The sequence below is a fragment of the Klebsiella sp. 64 genome (assembly GCF_018223915.1).
Classification (GTDB): domain Bacteria; phylum Pseudomonadota; class Gammaproteobacteria; order Enterobacterales; family Enterobacteriaceae; genus Klebsiella; species Klebsiella pneumoniae.
The window spans coordinates 56,478-77,134 of sequence record NZ_JAGRQZ010000036.1 but is presented as its reverse complement, the minus strand read 5'-3'; the positions used below and the strand labels follow the sequence as shown (position 1 = coordinate 77,134).

Below are 20,657 nucleotides of genomic sequence, written 5' to 3'. Positions count from 1 at the left end.
CGTTATGCCGCGGGATAATGCGGGTGGCTACGATACGGTCGCATGCGTCTGCTGCCTGACCCACTCGCACAGCGCCCGGCGCGAAATCTTAATCCCGCCGTTTTTTAACGTTTCCGGCAACCGCAGCCAACGCACCGGCTGCTGAAAACGCGCTAACCGCTCAGCGCTCCATGCCGCCAGCGCGCTCAACTCGCAGCCGTCATCGCATTCCACCACCGCTACCGGGCGCTGGCCGTATTCCGCATCATCCAGCGGCACGATAAACACCTGCTGTACCTGTGGATGGGCGAGTATCACACGCTCGACCTCTTCCGGTTGAATACCTTCTCCACCGCTAAAAAAGAGGTTATCCAGTCGCCCAACAACCGTCAGCCGACCGTTATGCAATGCTCCGCGATCGCGCGTCGCAAACCAGCCTTCATTGTTGGTTAATGACAACAATTGACCATCCCGCCAGTAGCCTGCGGCCATACTCGACGCCCGCAGCCAGATCTCGCCGGCGACAATTTTCACCTCTCGCCCCGGCAGCGCTTCGCCAACATCCGCAGCGCCGTCGGCCTCTTTGGCACACACGGTGGAGGCGAATTCGGTGAGGCCATAGCCGCAGAAGCTGCGTATGCCCTGCTTTCGCGCCCGTTCAGTCAATTCGACCGGGATCGACGCGCCGCCGAGCAGCACCGCCTTGAGGGAAACCGCAGCATCATCATTCAGCAGGCGCCATAGCTGAGTCGGCACCAGCGAAGCATGGGTACAGCCGTGCAGCATCTGCGCCAGCGGCTGTTTGTCACGTACCGTGAGTCGCGCGCCGGCCAGCAGCCAGCGCCAGACGATCCCCTGACCGGAGACATGGAACAACGGCAGCGACAGCAGCCAGTCATCTCCTGCGGCAAACGGCATCAGCGCCAGCACGCCAGCCGCGCTGGCCAGATGGGCGTTGGCGCTATGTACCGCCGCTTTCGGCAGGCCGGTTGAACCGGAGGTCAACGTCATCGACACCAACCGATCGCCATGCCAGCAAGCAGCATGCTCGCCCTCGACCAACTGCAGGGTTAACATCGGTAAATTCCCCGGCAACACATCGCCATTCAGCACCAGCTGATGCTGCATGGTTAACGCGGGTAACAACGCCTGCAGCAACACCGCTGGCAGCTGCGGATTCAGCGGCAGCACCCGCGCCCCGCACTGTAGCAGCGCCAGCCATGCCAGCAGAGTTTCCGGCTGGTTATAGGCCCGGAGCGCCACGCCCTGCCCTTCCATTACGCCCTGCGCGGCAAAACCAGACGCCAGCGCGTCAACCCGCGCGCATAGCTCCCGCCAGGTCAGCGGCTGGTTATTCAGACGTAAGGCGAGGGCCTCTCCGCGCCGCTGACGCCAATGCCGCCAGGGCCAGTCGTTAAAGGTCACAGCAGCGGCTCCAGCGCATCAATGTTGAGCACCGGCAGCGCACTTTCGGGCCACGGCCGTACCAGCTGGGCGCCCATCAGCGCCAGCGTATCGAGTCCGGGGATGGTCTGCGGCGTCAGCCAGGCGGCAACCCGCGCCAGCTGGGTTAACCCAAGGCTGGACTCGATCGACGAGCTGATCACTACGCTCAACCCCAGCGCATGCGCCGCGGCGACCTGTTGCTGCACCTTCTGCAAACTGCCGGTTAGCGTCGGTTTGATCACCACCGCACGCACCCCCGGCTCGGCGACAAAGCGGAAATCCGCCTCGCGCAAGCTTTCATCCCAGGCGATAGCGATCCCTGTCTCGCGGCTAAAGGCCCGAGAATCCTCCCGCGTTTTGCAAGGTTCTTCAAGAAAAGCAATGCGCTGGCGGTACGCCGGATTAACGTATTTGGCGAACTGTTGCGCTTTGAGCGGCGTCCAGGCGCGGTTGGCATCGAGCCGCAGCTGCAGATCGGGGATCGCCTCCAGCAGCAGATTGACCACCATACCGTCGCGGACCGCCTCCCAGAGGCCAACTTTGACCTTAGCGACCTTCTCGCCGGGCATCGCCGCCAGTCTGGCGAATAGCTCATCCGGATCGCCGGAGCAGAGCGGCGCCGCGCGATAATCCGCGGCCTGCGGTAGTTCGCCGCCAAGCTCCGCCTGCGCGCAGCTGATGCCAAACGCGACGGAGGGCTGCGTGGGAAGCGGCGGCTCGGCGCCGTCGCGCCAGGCCTGTGCCCACGCTAACAGCGCCATTTGCGCCTCTTCCAGCGTCTCGACACTGAATCCCGGCAGGGGAGAAATTTCGCCCCAGCCTTCGCGTTCACCCTCCTGCAGGCGGATGAACAGCCCGTCGCGGGTTTTTAACCGCCGCTCGCGCAGCACCACGCCCGCGTCCATCGGTATCTGCCAGCGGTAAACCTGCGAAACGCGCATTATGGATTCCGTTTAAATTTGCTGAAGTCCGGCTGACGTTTCTGGTTGAAGGCGTTGCGTCCTTCCTGCCCCTCTTCCGTCATATAGAACAGCATGGTGGCGTTGCCCGCCAGCTCCTGCAGACCAGCCTGGCCGTCGCAGTCGGCGTTCAGCGCCGCTTTCAGGCAGCGCAAGGCCATCGGGCTGTTCTGCAGCATTTCACGACACCAGCGCACGGTCTCTTTTTCCAGATCCGCCAGCGGTACCACGGTATTCACCAGCCCCATGTCCAGCGCCTGCTGAGCGTCATACTGGCGGCACAGGAACCAGATTTCGCGCGCTTTTTTCTGCCCGACGATCCGCGCCATATAGGAGGCGCCCCAGCCGCCGTCGAAAGAGCCGACTTTTGGCCCGGTCTGGCCGAAGATGGCGTTTTCCGCCGCGATAGTCAGATCGCACATCATATGCAGCACGTGACCGCCGCCGATAGAGTAGCCGGCCACCATCGCGACCACCGGTTTCGGGCAGGTGCGGATCTGACGCTGGAAGTCGAGCACGTTAAGATGATGAACGCCGGAGTCGTCCTGATAGCCGCCGTAGTCGCCGCGGACTTTCTGGTCGCCGCCGGCGCAGAAGGCTTTCTCACCTTCACCAGTCAGCACGATGACGCCGATATTGTCGTCATACCGGGCATCCGCCAGCGCCTGGATCATCTCTTTGACGGTCAGCGGGCGGAAGGCGTTGCGCACCTGCGGACGATTAATGGTGATTTTGGCAATCCCGTCAGTCGATTTGTGATAGCGAATATCGGTATAGCCTTCGGAGCAATCGTGCCATTCAACGGGGGCGTAGAGCATTGCTTCATCAAGAGAGATCATAGAATGTCCTTCAGTTAACTTGCCAGAATCTGCGCCAGACAGGCAATCACCGCCGCCGGGTTGTCCCGGTGCGCGTTGTGTCCGGCATGGTGAATAAGATGGAGATCCGCCGCGAGCGTCTGCGCGATGGCGCGAAACTTCGCGTCGCGCTCGCCGCACAGGTAGTGAAAAGGAAAATCGCGCGCCTGCAGAGACGCGCGCAGATCGGCCTGCGCGGCAAGGGAGGTTGCCTGCAGCATCGCCGCCAGCGTCGCGCCGTTGTTCCGGCTGCGTAAGGCGACCAATGACTCACGCTGCGCGGCATTCAGCGAAGCGAAGACCGGCTGCTGATACCAGTCGGCAAAGACCTGCTCAAGCGGCTCGCGGCGAAAACGTTCCGCCCAGGCGCTGTCATTGCTGCGCCGCGCCTGCCGCGCCTCTACATCCTGCAGGCCCGGATGGCCGCCTTCAACGATCAGCCCGCGCATGCCTGCGCGCGGCTGGCTGGCGAAGTTCATTGCCACCCGGCCGCCCAGCGAGTAGCCGATCAGCCAATACTTATGTATGTTGTAACTATTAAGCGTAGACTGCAGCAGAGTATTGACCCCGGCAAAGTCCTGCACCGCGATATCCGCGGAGCCGCCGTGCCCCGGCAGATCGAGGTACAGCCGCGGCCAGGCGGGAAAGGCGTCGCCCACTTTCCGCCACTCGTTGCGGTCGCCGGAAAAACCGTGCAGAAACACCAGCCAGGGATAGCCCGGCTGGCCGTTGTCGACAGCAGCGCTGAGGATCACAGGCGACTTACCTGCGCCAGCAGCTGCTGGAGGGTCTGCGCGCCGTCGGTCTCATTGACCGCCAGCTCAATCACCGTCGCCCCCGCCCTGCGCCAGGCGCCGGCCAGCGCCTCATCCAGCGACGGCCAGTCATCAGGGCAATGATAGGCCAGGCCGAACATCGCCGCCGCGTGGCTGAAATCCACGTCCTGCGGCATTAAATAGAACTGACGGCGTTCGTCCTGCGGCGTCGGCAGCATAGAAAAAATCTGCCCGCCGTTGTTATTCACCACGATCAGCACCAGCGGCGCCGACGCCTGGCGCAGCAGGGCCAGCGAGTTGAGATCGTAGAGCGCGGAGAGATCGCCAACGATGGCCAGCGTCGGTCGGGCGCTGGCGCGCTGCACGCCGGCCGCAGTGGCGATCAGGCCATCGATACCGCTGGCGCCGCGGTTGCTGTAGACCGGATACCCGGCCGGTAGCTGCGCCAGGGCGTCGATCAGGCGCACCACCAGGCTGTTGCCAACAAACAGTTGCCCCTGCTCCGGCAGATAGCGCCGAATACGCTGCGCCAGCTGCGCTTCGCCAAAAGGCTCGTTGCTGGCGACCGCAGCCTGCCACGCCTGCCCGGCAAGCTGTGGGATCACCGTCGCCCACGGCTGCCGTTTCTCCGCCGGATGTAATTCGAGCCAGCGCTCAACGCTTGAGAGCAGACGGCGACCGCGGTGCTGCGCCGGGTCGAGGCGACCGGGCAGATTATCCACCAGCCAGTATTCATCCGGCTCGCAGGTCGCCTGCCACTGGAGCACGCGTTTGCCGGTCAGGCTGCTGCCGAGTTGCACGACGATCTGCGCCTGCGCCAGCTCGCTGACCGCTTTGCCGTTGCCCAGCCACAGGTCGGCGCACGGCAGCGGCTGCCCGGTCTGCGACAGGACATCGCCGATCAGCGGCCAGCCGAGGGTCTGCGCCCACTCAGCGACCTTTTTCCCTTCCGCGGCGCTCATTCTGCCCGCCACGACGACGCCGCGTTTTTGTCGCCAGAAGAACCAGTCGCGCTGCTTCTCGCTCTCTAACTGCAGCGCCTGGCGCAGCCAGGGTTTGTCGCTCTGCCACCAGTTGCCGAGCTGCTGCTGCCACTCCACGCCGGTCTCATCCATATCACCATACAGCGGTTCAGCGAACGGACAGTTAATATGCACCCCGCCGGCTTGCAGCGCCCCCAGCGCCTGGTCGATGGTTGAGACCAGCCAGCGGGCAGGAATATCCTGCGAGGGACGCGGCAAAGAAATCGTCTGCGCAGGATGGGAGGCAAACATCCCCGGCTGGCGGATAGCCTGGTTCGCGCCGCAGTCGATCAGCTCCGGCGGACGGTCGGCGGTCAACAGGATCAGCTTTTCACCGGTGAGCCCTGCCTCAATCAGCGCCGGATAGAGGTTCGCGGTGGCGGTCCCGGAGGTGACTATCACCGCCACCGGCTGCCGGCTGGCCTTCGCCAGTCCGAGCGCCAGGTGGCCGAGGCCGCGTTCGTCGAAATGGGTATGATGGATAAAGGCGCGGTTTTCCGCCGCCGCCAGGGTTAAGGGTGTCGAGCGCGAGCCCGGCGCGATGCAGATATGCTGCACGCCATGGCGCGTTAAAGCTTCCAGGATCACCGCCGCCCAGCGTCGGTTAAATGCGCTTACTGACATGAAATTGTCCGGTATCAAATATTGATGCTAAGTATAGATAAGGCAAAGTGACGTCGTTTTGATATGCATCGTCATTCAAGCTTTATGGACACAGCAGCGAGCGCAGCCCGGCCGCTTTGTTGTCAATCTCCTGCCACTCCTGCTGTGCATCAGAGCCGCTGACGATCCCCGCCCCGGCATACAGCCGCAGGGTGTCGTGGTTCACTTTCGCCGAACGCAGCGCCACGCAAAACTCGCTTTGCGCCAGTGACAGATACCCGGCGGACCCGGCGTACCATTCGCGGGAAAACGGTTCATGACGCTGAATGAACGCCAGCGCCGCCCGGCGCGGCAGGCCGGCCACCGCGGCGGTGGGCTGCAGCTGCAGCAGACAGCGGCTGTCGTCAGGCGCCGCCAGCTCGGTCCAGATGCAGCGTCGGAGATGCTGCACCTTACGCAGCCTCACCACCTGCGGCGGCAGGACGTCCAGCGTCGAGGCCTCACTCTGCAGGCGCTGGCAGATATCCTCTACCACCAGCATGTTTTCCCGCTGGTTTTTGTCGTCTTTCATCAACCAGTCGGCCAGTTGCTGCGCCTTCGCGTCTTCCTGATGGTTCGCGACGGTCCCCGCCAGCGCTTCGGTGCGCAGCAGCGCGCCGCGCCGGCGCCACAGCCGTTCCGGCGTGGAGCCGAAAAATGCCTGCCGGGCATTGAACGCCATCAGGAAATGAAAACAGTTAAGATTGCTGCGCCGGCTAGCCGCCATGATGCTCACGGCGTCCAGCGGGGCGGCAAACTGCAGGTCGGTTGCCCGCGCCAGCACTACTTTATCCATTTCACCGGCGCTGATCGCCTTAGCCGCCCGCGCAATCATTGCCTGCCATTGAGGATAGTCGGATGAGTGGCGCTCGCTCAGCAACGGCGGTATGGCGCCGGGAGTCGCCTGAGTGGTTGTCAGGCTGGCGAGAAACGCGCGGGCCGTCGCGGCATCCTCACGCAGGGAGATATCACTATGCAGCACCAGCCGCAGCACGGCCCTGCCGCCGCACCGGCGCCACTCCAGACGCGGCAGCGCCAGGCTGCCCTGCTGCGGTTCAAACGCATTCAGGCCGCAGATACGCAGATCCTGCCGGCCGGCCTGGCGTAAAAAGCGGTTCGCCGCGTCGAGCGAGGTAAAGGTTTTTACCGCCCCCAGCGTCGCCAGTTCCTCATCGCCATTGCGCTGCTGCCAGTAAAACTGCGGCCATTGCGCCTGCTGGCCGCACCATAGTAGCGGATCGAAGGCATCATTCAGCGGAAAGGCAACATCGATAATTCGCGTGCCGGGCGAGTCTGGAAAAGACTCGCCCAGGCCGTCTTGCAAACGGGCCAGCGCAGTGGAAACAGACAGCACGCAAACCTCCACGGTTGTAAAACCCCACATTATAAGGGGTTCGACGGCGGAATAGCAGTACCCATGATGAGGGAGCGGGTTTTATCTTACCCGCTCGCCGGGCCAGAGCAGCGTGTGGACGAGGGTGCAGAGGAGTCAGACAGCGCGCTTTTCTCGCGCCATGCCAATGTGGGGGATGCCATCCTCATCATAGACCTCGGTCACCGGCGTAAAACCGAAGTGGGCGTAAAAGGATTGCAGGTGCGCCTGCGCCCCGAGGTAAATCGCCTTTTGCGGCCAGTGCTGCTGACAGCTGGCCAGCGCCTGCTCCATCAACTGATAGCCGAGCTTCGCACCGCGGGCGGCGGGGCTGACGATGACCCGGCCAATCACCACCGGCGCAAACTCCTCTTCGCTTTTGAGGATCCGCGCGTAGGCCACCAGTTCGCCATCGCGCCAGCCGAGCAGATGGCGATTTTCACCAACCAAATCATCGCCGTCGACATCCTGATAGACGCACTGCTGCTCTACGACAAAGACTTCACTGCGCAATTTCAGCAGCGCATACAGCTGGGGAACGGTGAGTTCACTATGGTGGAGATCCTGCCAGGTCATCATCTGCTGCTCCTTATTGATATACTGATACTTTGCGACTCGCCCTGAGGACACTGGACGATGGAATTAACTTTTTTGGGGACATCCGCCGGGGTGCCGACCCGCACGCGTAATATGACGTCGATAATACTGAATTTGCAACAGCCGACCCGCGCCGAAATGTGGTTGTTTGACTGCGGCGAAGGGACCCAGCATCAGTTTCTTCACACGCCCTACCATCCCGGCAAACTGAATAAGATTTTTATTACCCATCTGCACGGCGACCACCTGTTCGGCCTGCCCGGCCTGCTGTGCAGCCGCTCGATGCAGGGAAACTCCCTGCCCCTCACCCTCTACGGGCCAAAAGGACTCAAAGAGTTTGTTGAGACCGCGCTGCGCCTGAGCGGTTCGTGGACCGACTATCCGCTCACCATCATCGAAGTCGGCCCTGGTCTGGTGTTCGACGAAGAGGGCTATCGGGTCACCGCGTATCCGCTCAGCCATCCGGTGGAGTGCTATGGGTATCGCATTGCGCAGCATGACAAGCCCGGCACCCTCGACGCCGCCCAGCTGATTGCCGATGGCGTACCTCCCGGGCCGCTGTTCCATCAACTCAAGCGCGGACAGCGCGTCGAGCTGGCAGATGGCCGGGTCATCGACGGCAGCCGCTATCTGGGGCCAGCGACCCCGGGTAAAACGCTGGCCATCTTCGGCGATACCGCCCCCTGCCCGCAGGCGCTGGAGATGGCTCGCGGGGCGGATGTGATGGTCCACGAAACCACCCTTGAGCAGGCGATGGCGGAGAAAGCCAATAGCCGCGGCCACTCTTCCAGTCAGCAGACCGCGGCGCTTGCCAAAGAAGCGGGGGTCGGTACGCTGATCGCCACCCACTTTAGCTCGCGCTACGATGCCGAAGGCTGTCTGCGTATGCTGGCGGAATGCCGGGAGATTTTCCCTAACACGCTGCTGGCGGAAGACTTTATGGTCTACAAGATGGCGTAAAATCCGGGCATAAAAAAACCGCCATCCCGGCGGTTTTTTATTGAGTCAATCAACTTACATCAGCGGCGTCGCCAGCTGCACGATGCTAATCAGCGGCTGCGGCCAGATACCGAGCACCAGCACCAGCAGCGCGGAGATCAGCACCACGATACCGCCGGCGCTGTACTGCCAGTTTGACGGCGCATCGCGATTCAGTTGCTCCGGCGCGCTCAGGTACAGGCTCACTGCCACGCGCAGGTAGTAGTAGAGACCGATCGCCGAGCCGACAACCACCGCGGCAACCAGCCACCACAGATGCGCATGCACACCGACGGCCAGCACGTAGAACTTACCGATAAAGCCGAGGGTCATCGGGATGCCGGCCAGGGAGAGCATCATCACCGTCATCACAGCCGACAGGATCGGACGGTGCCAGAACAGGCCGCGGTAGGAGAACAGCGAGTCAGCATCCGGGCCGCGGTACGGGCTGGACATCAGGCTGACCACGCCGAACGCGCCGAGGCTGCTGAACAGGTAACCGGCCAGGTAAACGCCCACGGCTTCCATCGACATTTCACCGCTCTGCAGGGCAATCAGCGCCACCAGCAGATAGCCGAGATGGGAGATGGAAGAGTAACCGAGCAGGCGCTTAATGTTGGTCTGGCTCAGCGCCATCAGGTTACCGAAGATGATAGAGGCGAAGGCGATCAGGCCCAGCACCACACGTACCGCTTCGCTGTTGCCCACCGGCATGTACAGGAACAGACGCATCACTACGCCGAAGATAGCGATCTTGCTGGCGGTCGCCAGGAAGGTGGAGACCGGCGCAGGCGCCCCCTGGTAAACGTCCGGCGTCCACAGGTGGAACGGCACCAGCGACAGTTTAAAGCCAAGACCGACGATCATCAGACCAAGACCCGCCAGCAGCAGCGGCTCGTGCAGCATGTTGTCCGCCAGGCTTTTGCCCAGCGCGAGGAAGGACAGGTTGCCGGAGTTCGCATACACCAGCGCCATACCGAACAGCAGGAAGGACGAAGCTGCCGCGGAGAGGATGGTGTATTTGATGCTCGCTTCCAGCGAACGCTTCTGGCGGAAGGCGTAACCAACCAGGCCGAACAGCGGCAGCGAAATCAGCTCAATACCGAGGAACAGCGCCGCCAGATGATTCGCACCGGCCAGCAGAATGCCGCCCAGGGCGGCGATCAGCACCAGCAGGTAGAACTCTTCTTTGTTGTCCTTGTAACCCTCAAGCCACGGGTAGGCGAAAGTACAGGTCGCGAGGCTCGCCAGCAGCACCAGACCGGTGTAAAGCATGGCGTAGCCGTCAACGCGGATCAGCGGCGTGACGTCCATCGCCCCGTTCTGGCCGACGAACCAGAGCGAGACCAGCGCGGCGTTAAGTCCAAGAACCGACAGCGTGGCATTGAGAAAATGATTGCGTCGCCACGCAATGGAGAGCATCACAACCACCACCGTCAAGCCGACGATCAGCAGCGGTAGCAGTGCGATCAGTTGTTGTGGAGTTATTGTCATGGCGAATTACGGCCTTGTAGTAGAAACAGAATTAACAAACCACTGCTGAATGTTGCTCATCGCAGCATGCGAGGTGTCGAGGATCGGCTGCGGGAAGAAGCCCAACAGCACCAGCAGCACCACCAGCAGCAGGATGATAGACAGTTCACGCAGGGACATCCCCGGCAACTCTTTCGCCGCCACTTCGCTCTTCGCTTTACCGAAGTAAGCGCGATGTAACATCGACAGCGAGTAAACGGACGCGAATACCAGACCAAAGGTGGAGATGACGGTGATCGTCGGCACCACTTTATAGCTGCCGAACAGGATCATAAATTCGCCGACGAAGTTACCGGTGCCCGGCATCCCCAGGGTGGCGACAGCGAAGAACATCGACATCGCCGGCAGCCATTTAATTTTGCTCCACAAGCCGCCCATCTGGCGCATATCGCGGGTGTGCAGACGTTCGTACAGCTGGCCGCACAGAATGAACAGACCCGCCGCGGACAGACCGTGAGCAATCATCTGGATCACCGCTCCCTGATAGGCCAGCTGGCTGCCGGTGTAGATAGCAATCAGCACGAAGCCCATGTGGGACACGGAAGTGTAGGCGATCAGGCGTTTAATATCGGTCTGGGCGAAGGCCATCCATGCGCCGTAGAAGATACCAATCACGCCCAGCCACATGGCGATGGGTGCAAACTCGGCGGAGGCATTCGGGAACAGCGGCAGCGCAAAGCGCAGCAGACCGTAGGCGGCGGTTTTCAGCAGGATCCCCGCGAGGTCGACAGAGCCGGCGGTCGGCGCCTGGGAGTGAGCGTCCGGCAGCCAGCCGTGCAGCGGCACCACCGGCATTTTCACCGCGAAGGCGATGAAGAAGCCGAGCATCAGCAGGTATTCCACGCCGTGAGACATTGGGGTTTTCAGCAGATCTTCATAGTTGAAGGTCCACACGCCGGTGGCGTTGAAGTGGACGAAGGCCAGCGCCAGAATGGCAATCAGCATCACCAGACCGCTCGCCTGGGTATAGATGAAGAACTTGGTCGCCGCTGTGATACGCGTTTTACCGTCCGAGGCTTTGTGGCCCCACAGCGCGATCAGGAAGTACATCGGCACCAACATCATTTCCCAGAAGAAGAAGAACAGGAACATGTCGATGGCGAGGAACACGCCGATAACGCCGCCCAGGATCCACATCAGGTTGAGGTGGAAGAAGCCCTGGTATTTTTCGATTTCACGCCACGAACAGAGCACCGCCAGCACGCCGAGGAGACCGGTCAGCACCACCATCAGCAGCGACAGGCCGTCGATCGCCAGATGGATGCTAATGCCGAAGCGTGGGATCCACGGCAGCACGAATTCCGACTGCCATTGCGGAATACCCGCGGATTGCGTCAGAGAATAGCCGCCCTGCATCCACAGCTGCAGGCCAAGCACCAGCGTCAGTCCCATGGTAATCAGCGCGATCCAGCGCGGCACTTTCACGCCAAAGCGTTCGGTCTGCCAGCACAGGAAGCCGCCGATAAAGGGAATTAATATTAGCCAGGGTAGTAACATGGCGATTTTTATTCCTTGTTAAAGTCCCGTTCAGGACCGATTTTCAACGAATTCGACTACATTCACGTTTGAGTGCGGTTTGTTGTGTCGGGTGGCGCTTCGCTTACCCGACCTACGGTCTCGTAGGCCCGGTAAGCGAAGCGCCACCGGGCAAAACCGCGCGATCAAATCAACGCAATACCATCAGCAGCGCCAGCACCACCACCGCGCCGATGCTCATTGAAGCCACATACCAGCGCAGATAACCGTTCTCGCTCACCAGCAGGCCTTTGCCTGCGAAGCGGGAAAGGATCGCCGGGATATTCATCAACGAGTTCAGCGGATCGCGTTTCAGCAGCCAGGCAATACCGAGGAATGGTTTTACGAACACCTTGTCGTATAACCAGTCGAAGCCCCAGGCATGGAACCACCAGGTACCGAAGAAGCGGCCAGGCGCACTGTTGGCGATGGAGGTCACCAGCGTGCGTTTGCCCAGCCACAGCCATGCGGCGATCAGAATCCCGGCAATGGCGATGATCCCGGAGGCAATCTCCAGCGTCATCACGCTACCGTGGGCGAGCTCAGTGGTCTGCGGCAGTACGCCTTCCAGCGGCGGCACAATCAGCGCGCCAACGAAGGTGGATAGTACCAGCAGCACAATCAGCGGCAGATGATGGGTAATCCCCTTCCCTGCGTGCGCGTGAATTTGCTCTTTACCGTGGAATACGATGAAAATCATCCGGAAGGTGTACAGCGAGGTCATAAAGGCGCCGACCAGGCCTGCCACCATCAGATTGATATGGCCATTGGCCATCGCGCCTGCCAGAATCTCATCCTTACTGAAGAAGCCTGCGGTGATAAGCGGCAGTGCGGACAGCGCCGCGCCCCCCACCAGGAAGCAGACGTATACCAGCGGAATCGATTTGCGCAGGCCGCCCATCTTGAAGATGTTCTGTTCGTGATGGCAGGCCAGAATGACCGAACCAGACGACAGGAACAGCAGCGCTTTAAAGAACGCGTGAGTCATCAGGTGGAAAATCGCCGCGTCCCATGCCTGCACGCCCAGCGCGAGGAACATGTAGCCAATCTGGCTCATGGTAGAGTAGGCGAGAACGCGTTTGATATCGGTCTGCACCAGCGCGGCGAAGCCCGCCAACACCAGGGTGACCACCCCGACGATACCGACCAGATGCAGCACTTCCGGCGTCATCAGGAACAGGCCGTGGGTACGGGCGATCAGATAGACGCCCGCGGTGACCATGGTCGCGGCGTGGATCAGCGCAGAGACCGGCGTCGGACCCGCCATCGCATCGGCAAGCCACGTTTGCAGCGGCAGCTGGGCGGATTTACCGACCGCGCCGCCAAGCAGCATCAGCGTCGCCCACTGCAGCGTGGTGCTGCCGTTAGCGAAGTGCTGCGGCGCCAGCTCCACCATTTCGCGGAAGTTCAGGGTGCCCAGTTCGTTATAAAGAATGAACAGCGCGAAGGCGAGGAACACGTCGCCGACGCGGGTCACCACAAACGCTTTCATCGCTGCGGCGCCGTTCTTCGGATCGGTGTAGTAGAAACCGATCAGCAGGTAAGAACAGAGGCCCACGCCTTCCCAACCGAGGTACATCAGCAGCAGGTTATCGGCCAGTACCAGAACCACCATGCTGGCGATAAACAGGTTGGTATAGGCGAAAAAGCGGGAATATCCCTCTTCACCGCGCATGTACCAGGAGGCGAACATGTGGATCAGGAAGCCGACGCCGGTAACTACGGAGAGCATGGTCAGCGACAGGCCGTCCAACACCAGGTTGAAGCCGATGTTGAAATCACCGACCGACATCCAGGTCCACAGCGGCACGCTGACCGCCTGTTTGCCGTTAGCGAAAAAGTCGACGCCAACGTACGCGGTGACCAGCGCCGCCAGGCCTACCGAGCCCATGCCAACGGCGGCGGAAAGATTTTCCGACCAGCGCCCGCGGGAGAAGGCCAGCAGCACAAAGCCAATCAATGGCAAAAGAATGGTTAAGGCAAGCATGTTCATCCACGCAACTCACTTACTGAATCGATGTTCAGGTTCTGGCGGCGACGATGGAGCTGCAGCAGCAGCGCCAGGCCGATACTCGCTTCCGCAGCCGCGAGGCTGATGGCGAGGATATACATTATCTGACCATCTGCCTGACCCCAGTAGCTACCCGCCACCACAAAGGCCAGCGCGGCGGCGTTAATCATGATTTCCAGGCTAATCAACATAAACAGCAGATTGCGGCGGATCACCAGCCCCGTCAGACCAAGCACAAACAGGATGGCCGCGAGGATCAGTCCATGTGTTAAGGGGATCATGCGTGTTCCTCCGTTTTTCGTTTGTCGCTGTCGTTCAGACGGTTGCTCAGCACCTCGCCGGCGCGCTCTTCGCGGCCAATGTGGAAGGCAACCACCAGGCCCGCCAGCAGCAGCATGGAGGCCAGCTCCACCGCCAGGACGTACGGCCCAAACAGCGCAATGCCCACTTCTTTGGCGTTAATCGCCGCACCGTCGATACCCTGGTCGTTAATGCCCAGGATGGCGTAAACGATAACCACCAGCAGCACCGCGGAGAGGATGGCCGGGCCAATCCAGATCCCCGGCTGCAGCCACTTGCGCTCCTGTTCGATCTCGGTGCCGCCCAGGTTGAGCATCATCACCACGAAGACGAACAGCACCATAATGGCCCCGGCGTAGACGATGATTTCCAGCGCTCCGGCGAAGTACGCGCCCAGCGAGAAGAACACCCCGGCAATCGCCAGCAGCGAAATAATCAGGTACAGCAGCGCATGCACCGGATTGGTGTGGGTGACGACCCGCAAGGTTGCGAGGATGGCTATCAGGCCACAGATATAAAAAGCGAATTCCATTGCCCCTCTCCTTACGGTAACAGGCTCTTGACGTCGATTGGCTTAGCTTCATTTTCCGCTTCGCCCTTATCTTTGCCGTCGATTGCCATACCCGCCATCCGGTAGAAGTTATATTCCGGGTATTTGCCCGGACCGGAAATCAGCAGATCCTCTTTTTCGTACACCAGATCCTGACGCTTGTATTCACCCAGCTCGAAGTCCGGGGTCAACTGGATCGCCGTGGTCGGGCACGCTTCTTCGCACAGGCCGCAGAAGATGCAGCGTGAGAAGTTGATGCGGAAGAACTCCGGATACCAGCGGCCGTCTACCGTCTCTGCTTTCTGCAGCGAGATACAGCCCACCGGGCAGGCTACCGCACACAGGTTACAGGCGACGCAGCGCTCTGCACCGTCCGGATCGCGGGTCAGCACGATGCGGCCGCGATAGCGCGGCGGCAGGTAGACCGGCTCTTCCGGATACATCCGGGTTTCACGTTTGGCGAAGGCATGCAGGCCAATCATCCAGATACTACGGACCTGGGTGCCGAACCCCACCAATAATTCTTTTAAGGTCATGTTCAATTCACCCCTTATTGCGCCTGCCAGAGAATGACAGCCGCCGTTACCAACAAGTTGACCAGCGTTAACGGCAGGCATACCTTCCAGCCAAAGGACATTACCTGGTCATAGCGCGGACGCGGTAATGATGCGCGGATCAAAATGAACATCATCATGAAGAACGCGGTTTTCAGCGCGAACCAGATGAAAGGAGGTAACCACGGGCCATTCCAGCCGCCGAAGAACAGCGTGACGATCAGCGCTGAAACGGTGACGATACCGATGTATTCCCCGACGAAGAACAGACCGAATTTCATGCCGGAATATTCAATGTGGTAACCATCGGCCAGTTCCTGCTCCGCTTCCGGCTGGTCGAACGGGTGACGGTGACACACCGCCACGCCGGCGATGGCGAAAGTCACGAAGCCGAAGAACTGCGGGATAACGTTCCACAGATGCGCCTGGTTGTTAACGATATCGGTCATATTGAATGACCCCGCCTGCGCCACCACGCCCATCAGGGAGAGACCGAGAAACACTTCGTAGCTCAGGGTCTGCGCGGAAGCACGCATCGCCCCCAGCAGCGAGTATTTGTTATTGCTCGACCAACCGGCGAATAGCACCGCGTAGACCGCCAGGCCTGCCATCATCAGGAAGAAGAGGATGCCGATGTTCAGGTCGGCCACCACCCACGTCGGGCTAACCGGCACGATAGCGAAGGCCAGCAGCAGCGAGGTAAAGGCGATAACCGGCGCCAGAGTAAAGATCACGCGATCGGAGAAGCGCGGGATCCAGTCCTCTTTAAAGAACATCTTGATCATGTCGGCGACCAGCTGCAGCGAACCGCCCCAGCCGACGCGGTTAGGTCCGTAGCGGTTCTGGAACAAGCCGAGCAGACGACGCTCGCCGAAGCTCATGAACGCGCCGCAGGTGACAACCACCAGCAGAATGACCACGGCCTTCAGGATGCTTAACAGAATGTCGATAAGATCCGGCGTTAACCAGCTCATGCTTTCGCCTCCTGCAGTGAATCAATACGCGATCCGGTCAGCACCGGCGCAATGCCCGGCATGCCCATCGGTAAGCCAACCTGTCCCGCGGTCAGGCCTTCAGAGATAACCAGCGGCAGACGCAGGGTCTGGCCTTCCACGCTAAAGGAGAGCATTGCGCCTGGGTTGACGCCAAGCTTCGCGGCATCCGCCGGGTTCAGCTTGATGTACGGCTCAGGCATCCGGCTCTGGAACACCGGCGCGCGCTGAGACAGCTCATCGCTGCCGAACAGATGGTAGTACGGCGCAATTCGCCATTTGCCCTCTTCCGCCTGGAAGCTGGCCGGCACCGCCGTGAAGTACTCCAGTCCGCTGGCGGACGCTTCAAACAGACGAACGCCCGGATCGCCGTGGCGCAGTTTCCCGCCCACTTCATCCTGGAACTTGTTCCATGCCTGCGGGGAGTTCCAGCCCGGCGCCCAGGCGAACGGGATCTGCGAACGCGGGGCGGACGGCTGGTTGTTCCCTTCCATGGAGAAGGCGAACATCGTGTCTTTATCCTGCGGCTGACGCGGCTCGTGCACGCTGATGTTAGCGCGCATCGCCGTGCGGCCGCTGTAGCGGTGCGGTTCACGCGCCAGCTTCTGGCCGCGAATGCGGAAGGTCGCATCCGGCGCGGCGTCTTTAATGCCCGCCAGCTGCGGCAGCGCGGCAATCGCCGCATCAATGACGTGGTCCAGCTGAGTCCAGTCAACCTGACGGTTGTTGACGGTGCTGTGCAGCGAATGCAGCCAGCGCCAGCTTTCCAGCATTACGGTTTTCGCGTCGTAGTAAGCCGGATCGTAAACCTGGAAGAAACGCTGGGCGCGACCTTCGTTGTTCACCACGGTACCGTCGCTTTCCGCAAAGCTTGCCGCGGAGAGCACCAGGTGCGCTTTGTCCATAATCGCGGTGCGCTGATGATCCACCACCATCACCAGCGGCGCTTTCGCCAGCGCAGCGTCAACGCGCGCGGCGGAAGCATGACGGTGAAGGTCGTTTTCCAGCACGATAACCGCGTCTGCGGCGCCGCTTTCCAGTTCGTCCAGCGCCTCTTCAAGCGAGCCGCCGCCGATCATGCCCAGTCCGACGCTGTTAACCGCCCGGGCGACCATGGTCACCCCGACATCGGCGCCGCGGCCTTTCAGAGCTTTCGCCACGTTAGCGGCGGCCTGGATGATCTCCATGCTGCCGGCGTTGGTCCCGGAGATGATCAGCGGTTTTTTCGCCCCGGCCAGCGCCTGAACGATAACGTCGACTTTACCCTGCAGGTCCTGGCTCAGGCCGTCAACCGCCGGCGCGCTGTCGTCCAGCGCATGGGCAATAGCAAAGCCGAGACGCGCCTGATCTTCTACCGGCGCGCGGTAGGTCCACGCCGCGATGTCATCCAGGCGGGTGTCATCGACGTTGGTGACGAATAGCGGGTGCTTGGCGCGCTGGCCGATGTTGAGGATCGCGGCGATCTGCCAGTCGGCCACTTTCTGCGCCGCCGCCATTTCGCGTGCTTTCCCTTTCACTGCCTGGCGTACCGCCAGGGCCACGCGCGCGCCGGTCTGGGTAATGTCTTCGCCCAGCACCAGTACCGCATCGTAGGATTCGATATCGCGCAGGCTTGGCGTGTGGATCCCGCCCTCGCGCAGCACTTTCAGCATCATCTGCAGGCGCGCTTGTTCGCCTTTGGCGATGCCGGTATAGAAGTTGTCGGCGCCCACCAGCTCGCGCAGCGCGAAGTTGCTTTCAATGCTGGCGCGCGGGGAGCCGATGCCGATCACTTTCTTCGACTGGCGCAGGATATCCGCCGCCCCCTGCATCGCCTGCTCGGCGTTAAGGGTGATCAGATCGTCGCCGCGGCGCTGTACCGGCTGACGCGGACGGTCTTTCAGGTTCACGTAGCCATAGCCGAAACGACCGCGGTCGCAGAGGAAGTAGCGGTTCACGGTACCGTTATAGCGGTTTTCGATACGACGCAACTCGCCATAGCGTTCGCCCGGGCTGATGTTACAGCCGATGGAACACTGCTGGCAGATGCTCGGCGCAAACTGCATGTCCCACTTACGGTTATAGCGCTCAGAGTGGGTTTTGTCGGTGAAGACGCCGGTCGGGCAGACTTCCACCAGGTTGCCGGAGAACTCGCTCTCCAGGGTGCCATCTTCCGGGCGGCCGAAGTAGACGTTGTCGTGCGCGCCATAGACGCCCAGATCGGTGCCGTCGGCATAATCTTTGTAGTAGCGCACGCAGCGGTAGCAGGCGATGCAGCGGTTCATTTCGTGCGAAATAAACGGCCCCAGATCCTGATTGCGGTGGGTACGCTTGGTGAAACGATAGCGGCGGAAGCTATGACCGGTCATCACCGTCATATCCTGCAGGTGGCAGTTGCCGCCCTCTTCGCAGACCGGGCAGTCGTGCGGGTGGTTAGTCATCAACCACTCCACCACGCTTTCGCGGAACTGCTTCGCTTCGCTGTCGTCGATAGAAATAAAGGTGCCGTCGGATGCCGGAGTCATACAGGACATCACCAGGCGACCACGCGTGTCTTCCGCGTTCTGATATTGCTTCACCGCACACTGGCGGCAAGCACCGACGCTCCCTAGCGCCGGGTGCCAGCAAAAGTAGGGAATATCAAGACCAAGAGAGAGACAAGCCTCTAGCAGGTTGTCCGCCCCGTTGACCTCGTATTCTTTGCCGTCTACATGAATCGTAGCCATTTGCGTGCTTCCAAAAATAAAAAACCTTTAGATTACCAGCGCGTCTTAAGCAGGTTCGGCTGAATCCCGTTGATTGCATGGGTATTGCTGAACTGCTGCTTAATGCCAGCCTCGAATTCTTCGCGGAAATATTTAATCGCGCTCTGTAGCGGCTCGACCGCGCCCGGCGCGTGCGCGCAGAAGGTTTTACCCGGGCCCAGGAATCGACACAGTTGCTCAAGGGTTTCGATATCGCCAGGCTGGCCTTCGCCGCGCTCCAGGGCGCGCAGGATCTTCACGCTCCACGGCAGACCATCGCGGCACGGCGTACACCAGCCGCAGGACTCGCGGGCAAAGAACTCTTCAAGGTTGCGCACCAGCGAGACCATGTTGATCTCGTGGTCAACGGCCATCGCCAGCGAGGTGCCCAGACGGCTGCCCGCTTTACCAATGCTTTCGAATTCCATCGGCAGATCGAGGTGCGCTTCGGTGAGGAAGTCGGTCCCTGCTCCGCCCGGTTGCCAGGCTTTAAACTTCAGGCCATCGCGCATACCGCCGGCGTAATCTTCGAGGATCTCGCGGGCAGTGGTGCCGAACGGCAGCTCCCAGACGCCCGGATTCTTCACCCGGCCGGAGAAGCCCATCAGCTTGGTGCCAGCATCTTTGCTGGTGGAAATGTTCTGGTACCACTCGACGCCGTTGGCGAGGATCGCTGGCACGTTGCACAGGGTTTCTACGTTGTTGACGCAGGTCGGCTTGCCCCAGACGCCGGAGCTCGCCGGGAACGGCGGCTTGGATCGCGGGTTGGCGCGGCGGCCTTCCAGAGAGTTGATCAGCGCCGTCTCTTCGCCGCAGATATAGCGCCCTGCCCCGGTGTGCACGAACAGCTCGAAGTCAAACCCGGTGCCGAGGATGTTTTTCCCCAACAGACCCGCTTCGGTGGCTTCGGCAATCGCGCGACGCAGATGCTGGGCCGCTTCAATATATTCTCCGCGCAGGAAGATGTAGCCGCGGTACGCTTTCAGTGCAAACGCGGAGATCAGCATGCCTTCCACCAGCAGGTGCGGCAGCTGCTCCATCAGCAGGCGGTCTTTATAGGTGCCCGGCTCCATTTCATCGGCGTTACACAGCAGGTAACGGATGTTCATGGATTCGTCTTTCGGCATCAGGCTCCACTTCAGACCAGTGGAGAAGCCCGCGCCGCCGCGCCCTTTCAGGCCAGCGTCTTTTACCGCCGTGACAATCTCATCCGGGGCCATCCCGGTCAGGGCTTTACGCGCCCCTTCATAGCCATTTTTACTGCGATACTCGTCCAGCCACACCGGCTGCTTGTCGTCGCGCAGGCGCCAGGTGAGCGGATGCGTTTCCGCAGTACGAATTACGGTTTTCATTTGTACTGCTCCAGCAGGTCAGGAATTGCCTCCGGCGTCAGATGGCTGTGAGTATCCTCATCAATCATCATGGTCGGTCCCTTGTCGCAGTTACCCAGGCAGCAGGTCGGCAGCAGGGTAAAGCGGCCATCAAAGGTGGTCTGCCCCGGCTTGATATTCAGTTTCTTCTCAATGGCGGCCTGAATACCCTGATAGCCGGTGATGTGGCATACCACGCTGTCGCAGTAGCGGATCACGTGACGGCCAACCGGCTGGCGGAAAATCTGGCTGTAGAACGTCGCCACGCCTTCCACGTCGCTGGCCGGGATCCCCAGCACATCGGCGATGGCGTAGATCGCGCCATCCGGCACCCAGCCGCGCTGTTTCTGAACGATTTTCAGCGCTTCGATGGACGCCGCACGCGGGTCTTCGTAGTGGTGCTTCTCGTGCTCAATAGCCTCACGCTCTGCCGCACTCAGCTCAAAAGCCTCGGTTTGTGGTTGTTGATTCTCGTGCATAA

The 20,657-nt window shown here is 61.0% G+C and carries 18 protein-coding genes; 1 reads left to right on the top strand and 17 read right to left on the bottom strand.

The features are described from left to right. Positions 1-27: 27 nt before the first annotated feature. The 7 genes from menE to KHQ23_RS22605 all read right to left on the bottom strand — a co-directional run bounded on the left by menE (position 28) and on the right by KHQ23_RS22605 (position 7,632). Positions 28-1,404: an o-succinylbenzoate--CoA ligase gene (gene menE / locus KHQ23_RS22635; RefSeq protein ID WP_029602056.1), complete on the bottom strand. Its 1,377-nt coding sequence runs from the start codon at positions 1,402-1,404 to the stop codon at positions 28-30. After that, the gene (gene menC / locus KHQ23_RS22630; RefSeq protein WP_004214603.1) at positions 1,401-2,366 is read right to left on the bottom strand and encodes an o-succinylbenzoate synthase; all 966 of its coding nucleotides are present in this window, start codon (positions 2,364-2,366) and stop codon (positions 1,401-1,403) included. Before menC ends, menE begins: the two co-directional genes overlap by 4 nt. After that, the gene (gene menB / locus KHQ23_RS22625; protein ID WP_002913098.1) at positions 2,366-3,223 is read right to left on the bottom strand and encodes a 1,4-dihydroxy-2-naphthoyl-CoA synthase; all 858 of its coding nucleotides are present in this window, start codon (positions 3,221-3,223) and stop codon (positions 2,366-2,368) included. The genes menC and menB overlap by 1 nt, the downstream gene beginning before the upstream one ends. Before the next feature lie 14 nt (positions 3,224-3,237). After that, a complete protein-coding gene (menH, locus tag KHQ23_RS22620; RefSeq protein WP_004180725.1) occupies positions 3,238-3,996 on the bottom strand; it encodes a 2-succinyl-6-hydroxy-2,4-cyclohexadiene-1-carboxylate synthase in 759 nt (252 codons plus the stop codon). Further along, positions 3,993-5,663: a 2-succinyl-5-enolpyruvyl-6-hydroxy-3-cyclohexene-1-carboxylic-acid synthase gene (menD, locus tag KHQ23_RS22615; RefSeq protein WP_032421598.1), complete on the bottom strand. Its 1,671-nt coding sequence runs from the start codon at positions 5,661-5,663 to the stop codon at positions 3,993-3,995. Before menD ends, menH begins: the two co-directional genes overlap by 4 nt. An 82-nt stretch (positions 5,664-5,745) precedes the next feature. Then, positions 5,746-7,035: an isochorismate synthase MenF gene (gene menF / locus KHQ23_RS22610; protein WP_023285392.1), complete on the bottom strand. Its 1,290-nt coding sequence runs from the start codon at positions 7,033-7,035 to the stop codon at positions 5,746-5,748. A 135-nt stretch (positions 7,036-7,170) separates the two neighbouring features. Then, positions 7,171-7,632, bottom strand: coding sequence for a GNAT family N-acetyltransferase (locus tag KHQ23_RS22605; RefSeq protein ID WP_004184987.1), 462 nt, complete (start codon positions 7,630-7,632; stop codon positions 7,171-7,173). A gap of 57 nt (positions 7,633-7,689) precedes the next feature. On the opposite strand from KHQ23_RS22605, the gene rnz reads away from it, so the two are divergent. Then, positions 7,690-8,610 (top strand): ribonuclease Z, encoded by a 921-nt coding sequence (gene rnz / locus KHQ23_RS22600; RefSeq protein ID WP_004214593.1) that lies wholly within the window; start codon positions 7,690-7,692, stop codon positions 8,608-8,610. Positions 8,611-8,664: 54 nt separating this feature from the next. On the opposite strand, the gene nuoN is transcribed toward rnz, so the two are convergent. The 10 genes from nuoN to nuoE form a co-directional block, all read right to left on the bottom strand. Further along, the gene (gene nuoN / locus KHQ23_RS22595) at positions 8,665-10,122 is read right to left on the bottom strand and encodes an NADH-quinone oxidoreductase subunit NuoN (RefSeq protein ID WP_004151107.1); all 1,458 of its coding nucleotides are present in this window, start codon (positions 10,120-10,122) and stop codon (positions 8,665-8,667) included. A gap of 6 nt (positions 10,123-10,128) precedes the next feature. Next, on the bottom strand, positions 10,129-11,658 hold the full coding sequence (gene nuoM, locus KHQ23_RS22590) for an NADH-quinone oxidoreductase subunit M (RefSeq protein ID WP_002913146.1): 1,530 nt from the start codon (positions 11,656-11,658) through the stop codon (positions 10,129-10,131). Between the two features lie 169 nt (positions 11,659-11,827). Next, entirely contained in the window at positions 11,828-13,669 is a 1,842-nt protein-coding gene (gene nuoL / locus KHQ23_RS22585) for an NADH-quinone oxidoreductase subunit L (RefSeq protein WP_211776932.1), read from the bottom strand. Next, on the bottom strand, positions 13,666-13,968 hold the full coding sequence (gene nuoK, locus KHQ23_RS22580) for an NADH-quinone oxidoreductase subunit NuoK (protein ID WP_002913148.1): 303 nt from the start codon (positions 13,966-13,968) through the stop codon (positions 13,666-13,668). Before nuoK ends, nuoL begins: the two co-directional genes overlap by 4 nt. Beyond that, on the bottom strand, positions 13,965-14,519 hold the full coding sequence (gene nuoJ, locus KHQ23_RS22575; protein WP_002913150.1) for an NADH-quinone oxidoreductase subunit J: 555 nt from the start codon (positions 14,517-14,519) through the stop codon (positions 13,965-13,967). Before nuoJ ends, nuoK begins: the two co-directional genes overlap by 4 nt. An 11-nt stretch (positions 14,520-14,530) precedes the next feature. Further along, positions 14,531-15,073: an NADH-quinone oxidoreductase subunit NuoI gene (gene nuoI, locus KHQ23_RS22570; RefSeq protein ID WP_002913152.1), complete on the bottom strand. Its 543-nt coding sequence runs from the start codon at positions 15,071-15,073 to the stop codon at positions 14,531-14,533. Positions 15,074-15,087: 14 nt separating this feature from the next. Further along, positions 15,088-16,065 carry an NADH-quinone oxidoreductase subunit NuoH gene (nuoH, locus tag KHQ23_RS22565; RefSeq protein WP_002913156.1) on the bottom strand — a complete coding sequence of 326 codons (978 nt, stop codon included), beginning with the start codon at positions 16,063-16,065 and terminating at the stop codon, positions 15,088-15,090. Then, positions 16,062-18,788, bottom strand: a complete 2,727-nt coding sequence (gene nuoG / locus KHQ23_RS22560) for an NADH-quinone oxidoreductase subunit NuoG (RefSeq protein ID WP_004149179.1) — start codon at positions 18,786-18,788, stop codon at positions 16,062-16,064. Before nuoG ends, nuoH begins: the two co-directional genes overlap by 4 nt. 32 nt (positions 18,789-18,820) lie before the next feature. Continuing rightward, positions 18,821-20,158, bottom strand: a complete 1,338-nt coding sequence (gene nuoF, locus KHQ23_RS22555) for an NADH-quinone oxidoreductase subunit NuoF (RefSeq protein ID WP_002913158.1) — start codon at positions 20,156-20,158, stop codon at positions 18,821-18,823. Beyond that, positions 20,155-20,655, bottom strand: coding sequence for an NADH-quinone oxidoreductase subunit NuoE (gene nuoE, locus KHQ23_RS22550; RefSeq protein WP_002913160.1), 501 nt, complete (start codon positions 20,653-20,655; stop codon positions 20,155-20,157). The genes nuoF and nuoE overlap by 4 nt, the downstream gene beginning before the upstream one ends. Positions 20,656-20,657: the final 2 nt, after the last annotated feature.

Coding starts and splice junctions, on each gene's coding strand:
- menC (WP_004214603.1), bottom strand. CDS start 2,366: ATGCGCGTTTCGCAGGTTTACCGCTGGCAGATACCGATGGACGCGGGC.
- rnz (WP_004214593.1), top strand. CDS start 7,690: ATGGAATTAACTTTTTTGGGGACATCCGCCGGGGTGCCGACCCGCACG.
- KHQ23_RS22605 (WP_004184987.1), bottom strand. CDS start 7,632: ATGATGACCTGGCAGGATCTCCACCATAGTGAACTCACCGTTCCCCAG.
- nuoI (WP_002913152.1), bottom strand. CDS start 15,073: ATGACCTTAAAAGAATTATTGGTGGGGTTCGGCACCCAGGTCCGTAGT.
- menB (WP_002913098.1), bottom strand. CDS start 3,223: ATGATCTCTCTTGATGAAGCAATGCTCTACGCCCCCGTTGAATGGCAC.
- nuoM (WP_002913146.1), bottom strand. CDS start 11,658: ATGTTACTACCCTGGCTAATATTAATTCCCTTTATCGGCGGCTTCCTG.
- nuoK (WP_002913148.1), bottom strand. CDS start 13,968: ATGATCCCCTTAACACATGGACTGATCCTCGCGGCCATCCTGTTTGTG.
- nuoG (WP_004149179.1), bottom strand. CDS start 18,788: ATGGCTACGATTCATGTAGACGGCAAAGAATACGAGGTCAACGGGGCG.
- nuoJ (WP_002913150.1), bottom strand. CDS start 14,519: ATGGAATTCGCTTTTTATATCTGTGGCCTGATAGCCATCCTCGCAACC.
- nuoF (WP_002913158.1), bottom strand. CDS start 20,158: ATGAAAACCGTAATTCGTACTGCGGAAACGCATCCGCTCACCTGGCGC.
- nuoN (WP_004151107.1), bottom strand. CDS start 10,122: ATGACAATAACTCCACAACAACTGATCGCACTGCTACCGCTGCTGATC.
- menD (WP_032421598.1), bottom strand. CDS start 5,663: ATGTCAGTAAGCGCATTTAACCGACGCTGGGCGGCGGTGATCCTGGAA.
- nuoL (WP_211776932.1), bottom strand. CDS start 13,669: ATGAACATGCTTGCCTTAACCATTCTTTTGCCATTGATTGGCTTTGTG.
- nuoH (WP_002913156.1), bottom strand. CDS start 16,065: ATGAGCTGGTTAACGCCGGATCTTATCGACATTCTGTTAAGCATCCTG.
- nuoE (WP_002913160.1), bottom strand. CDS start 20,655: ATGCACGAGAATCAACAACCACAAACCGAGGCTTTTGAGCTGAGTGCG.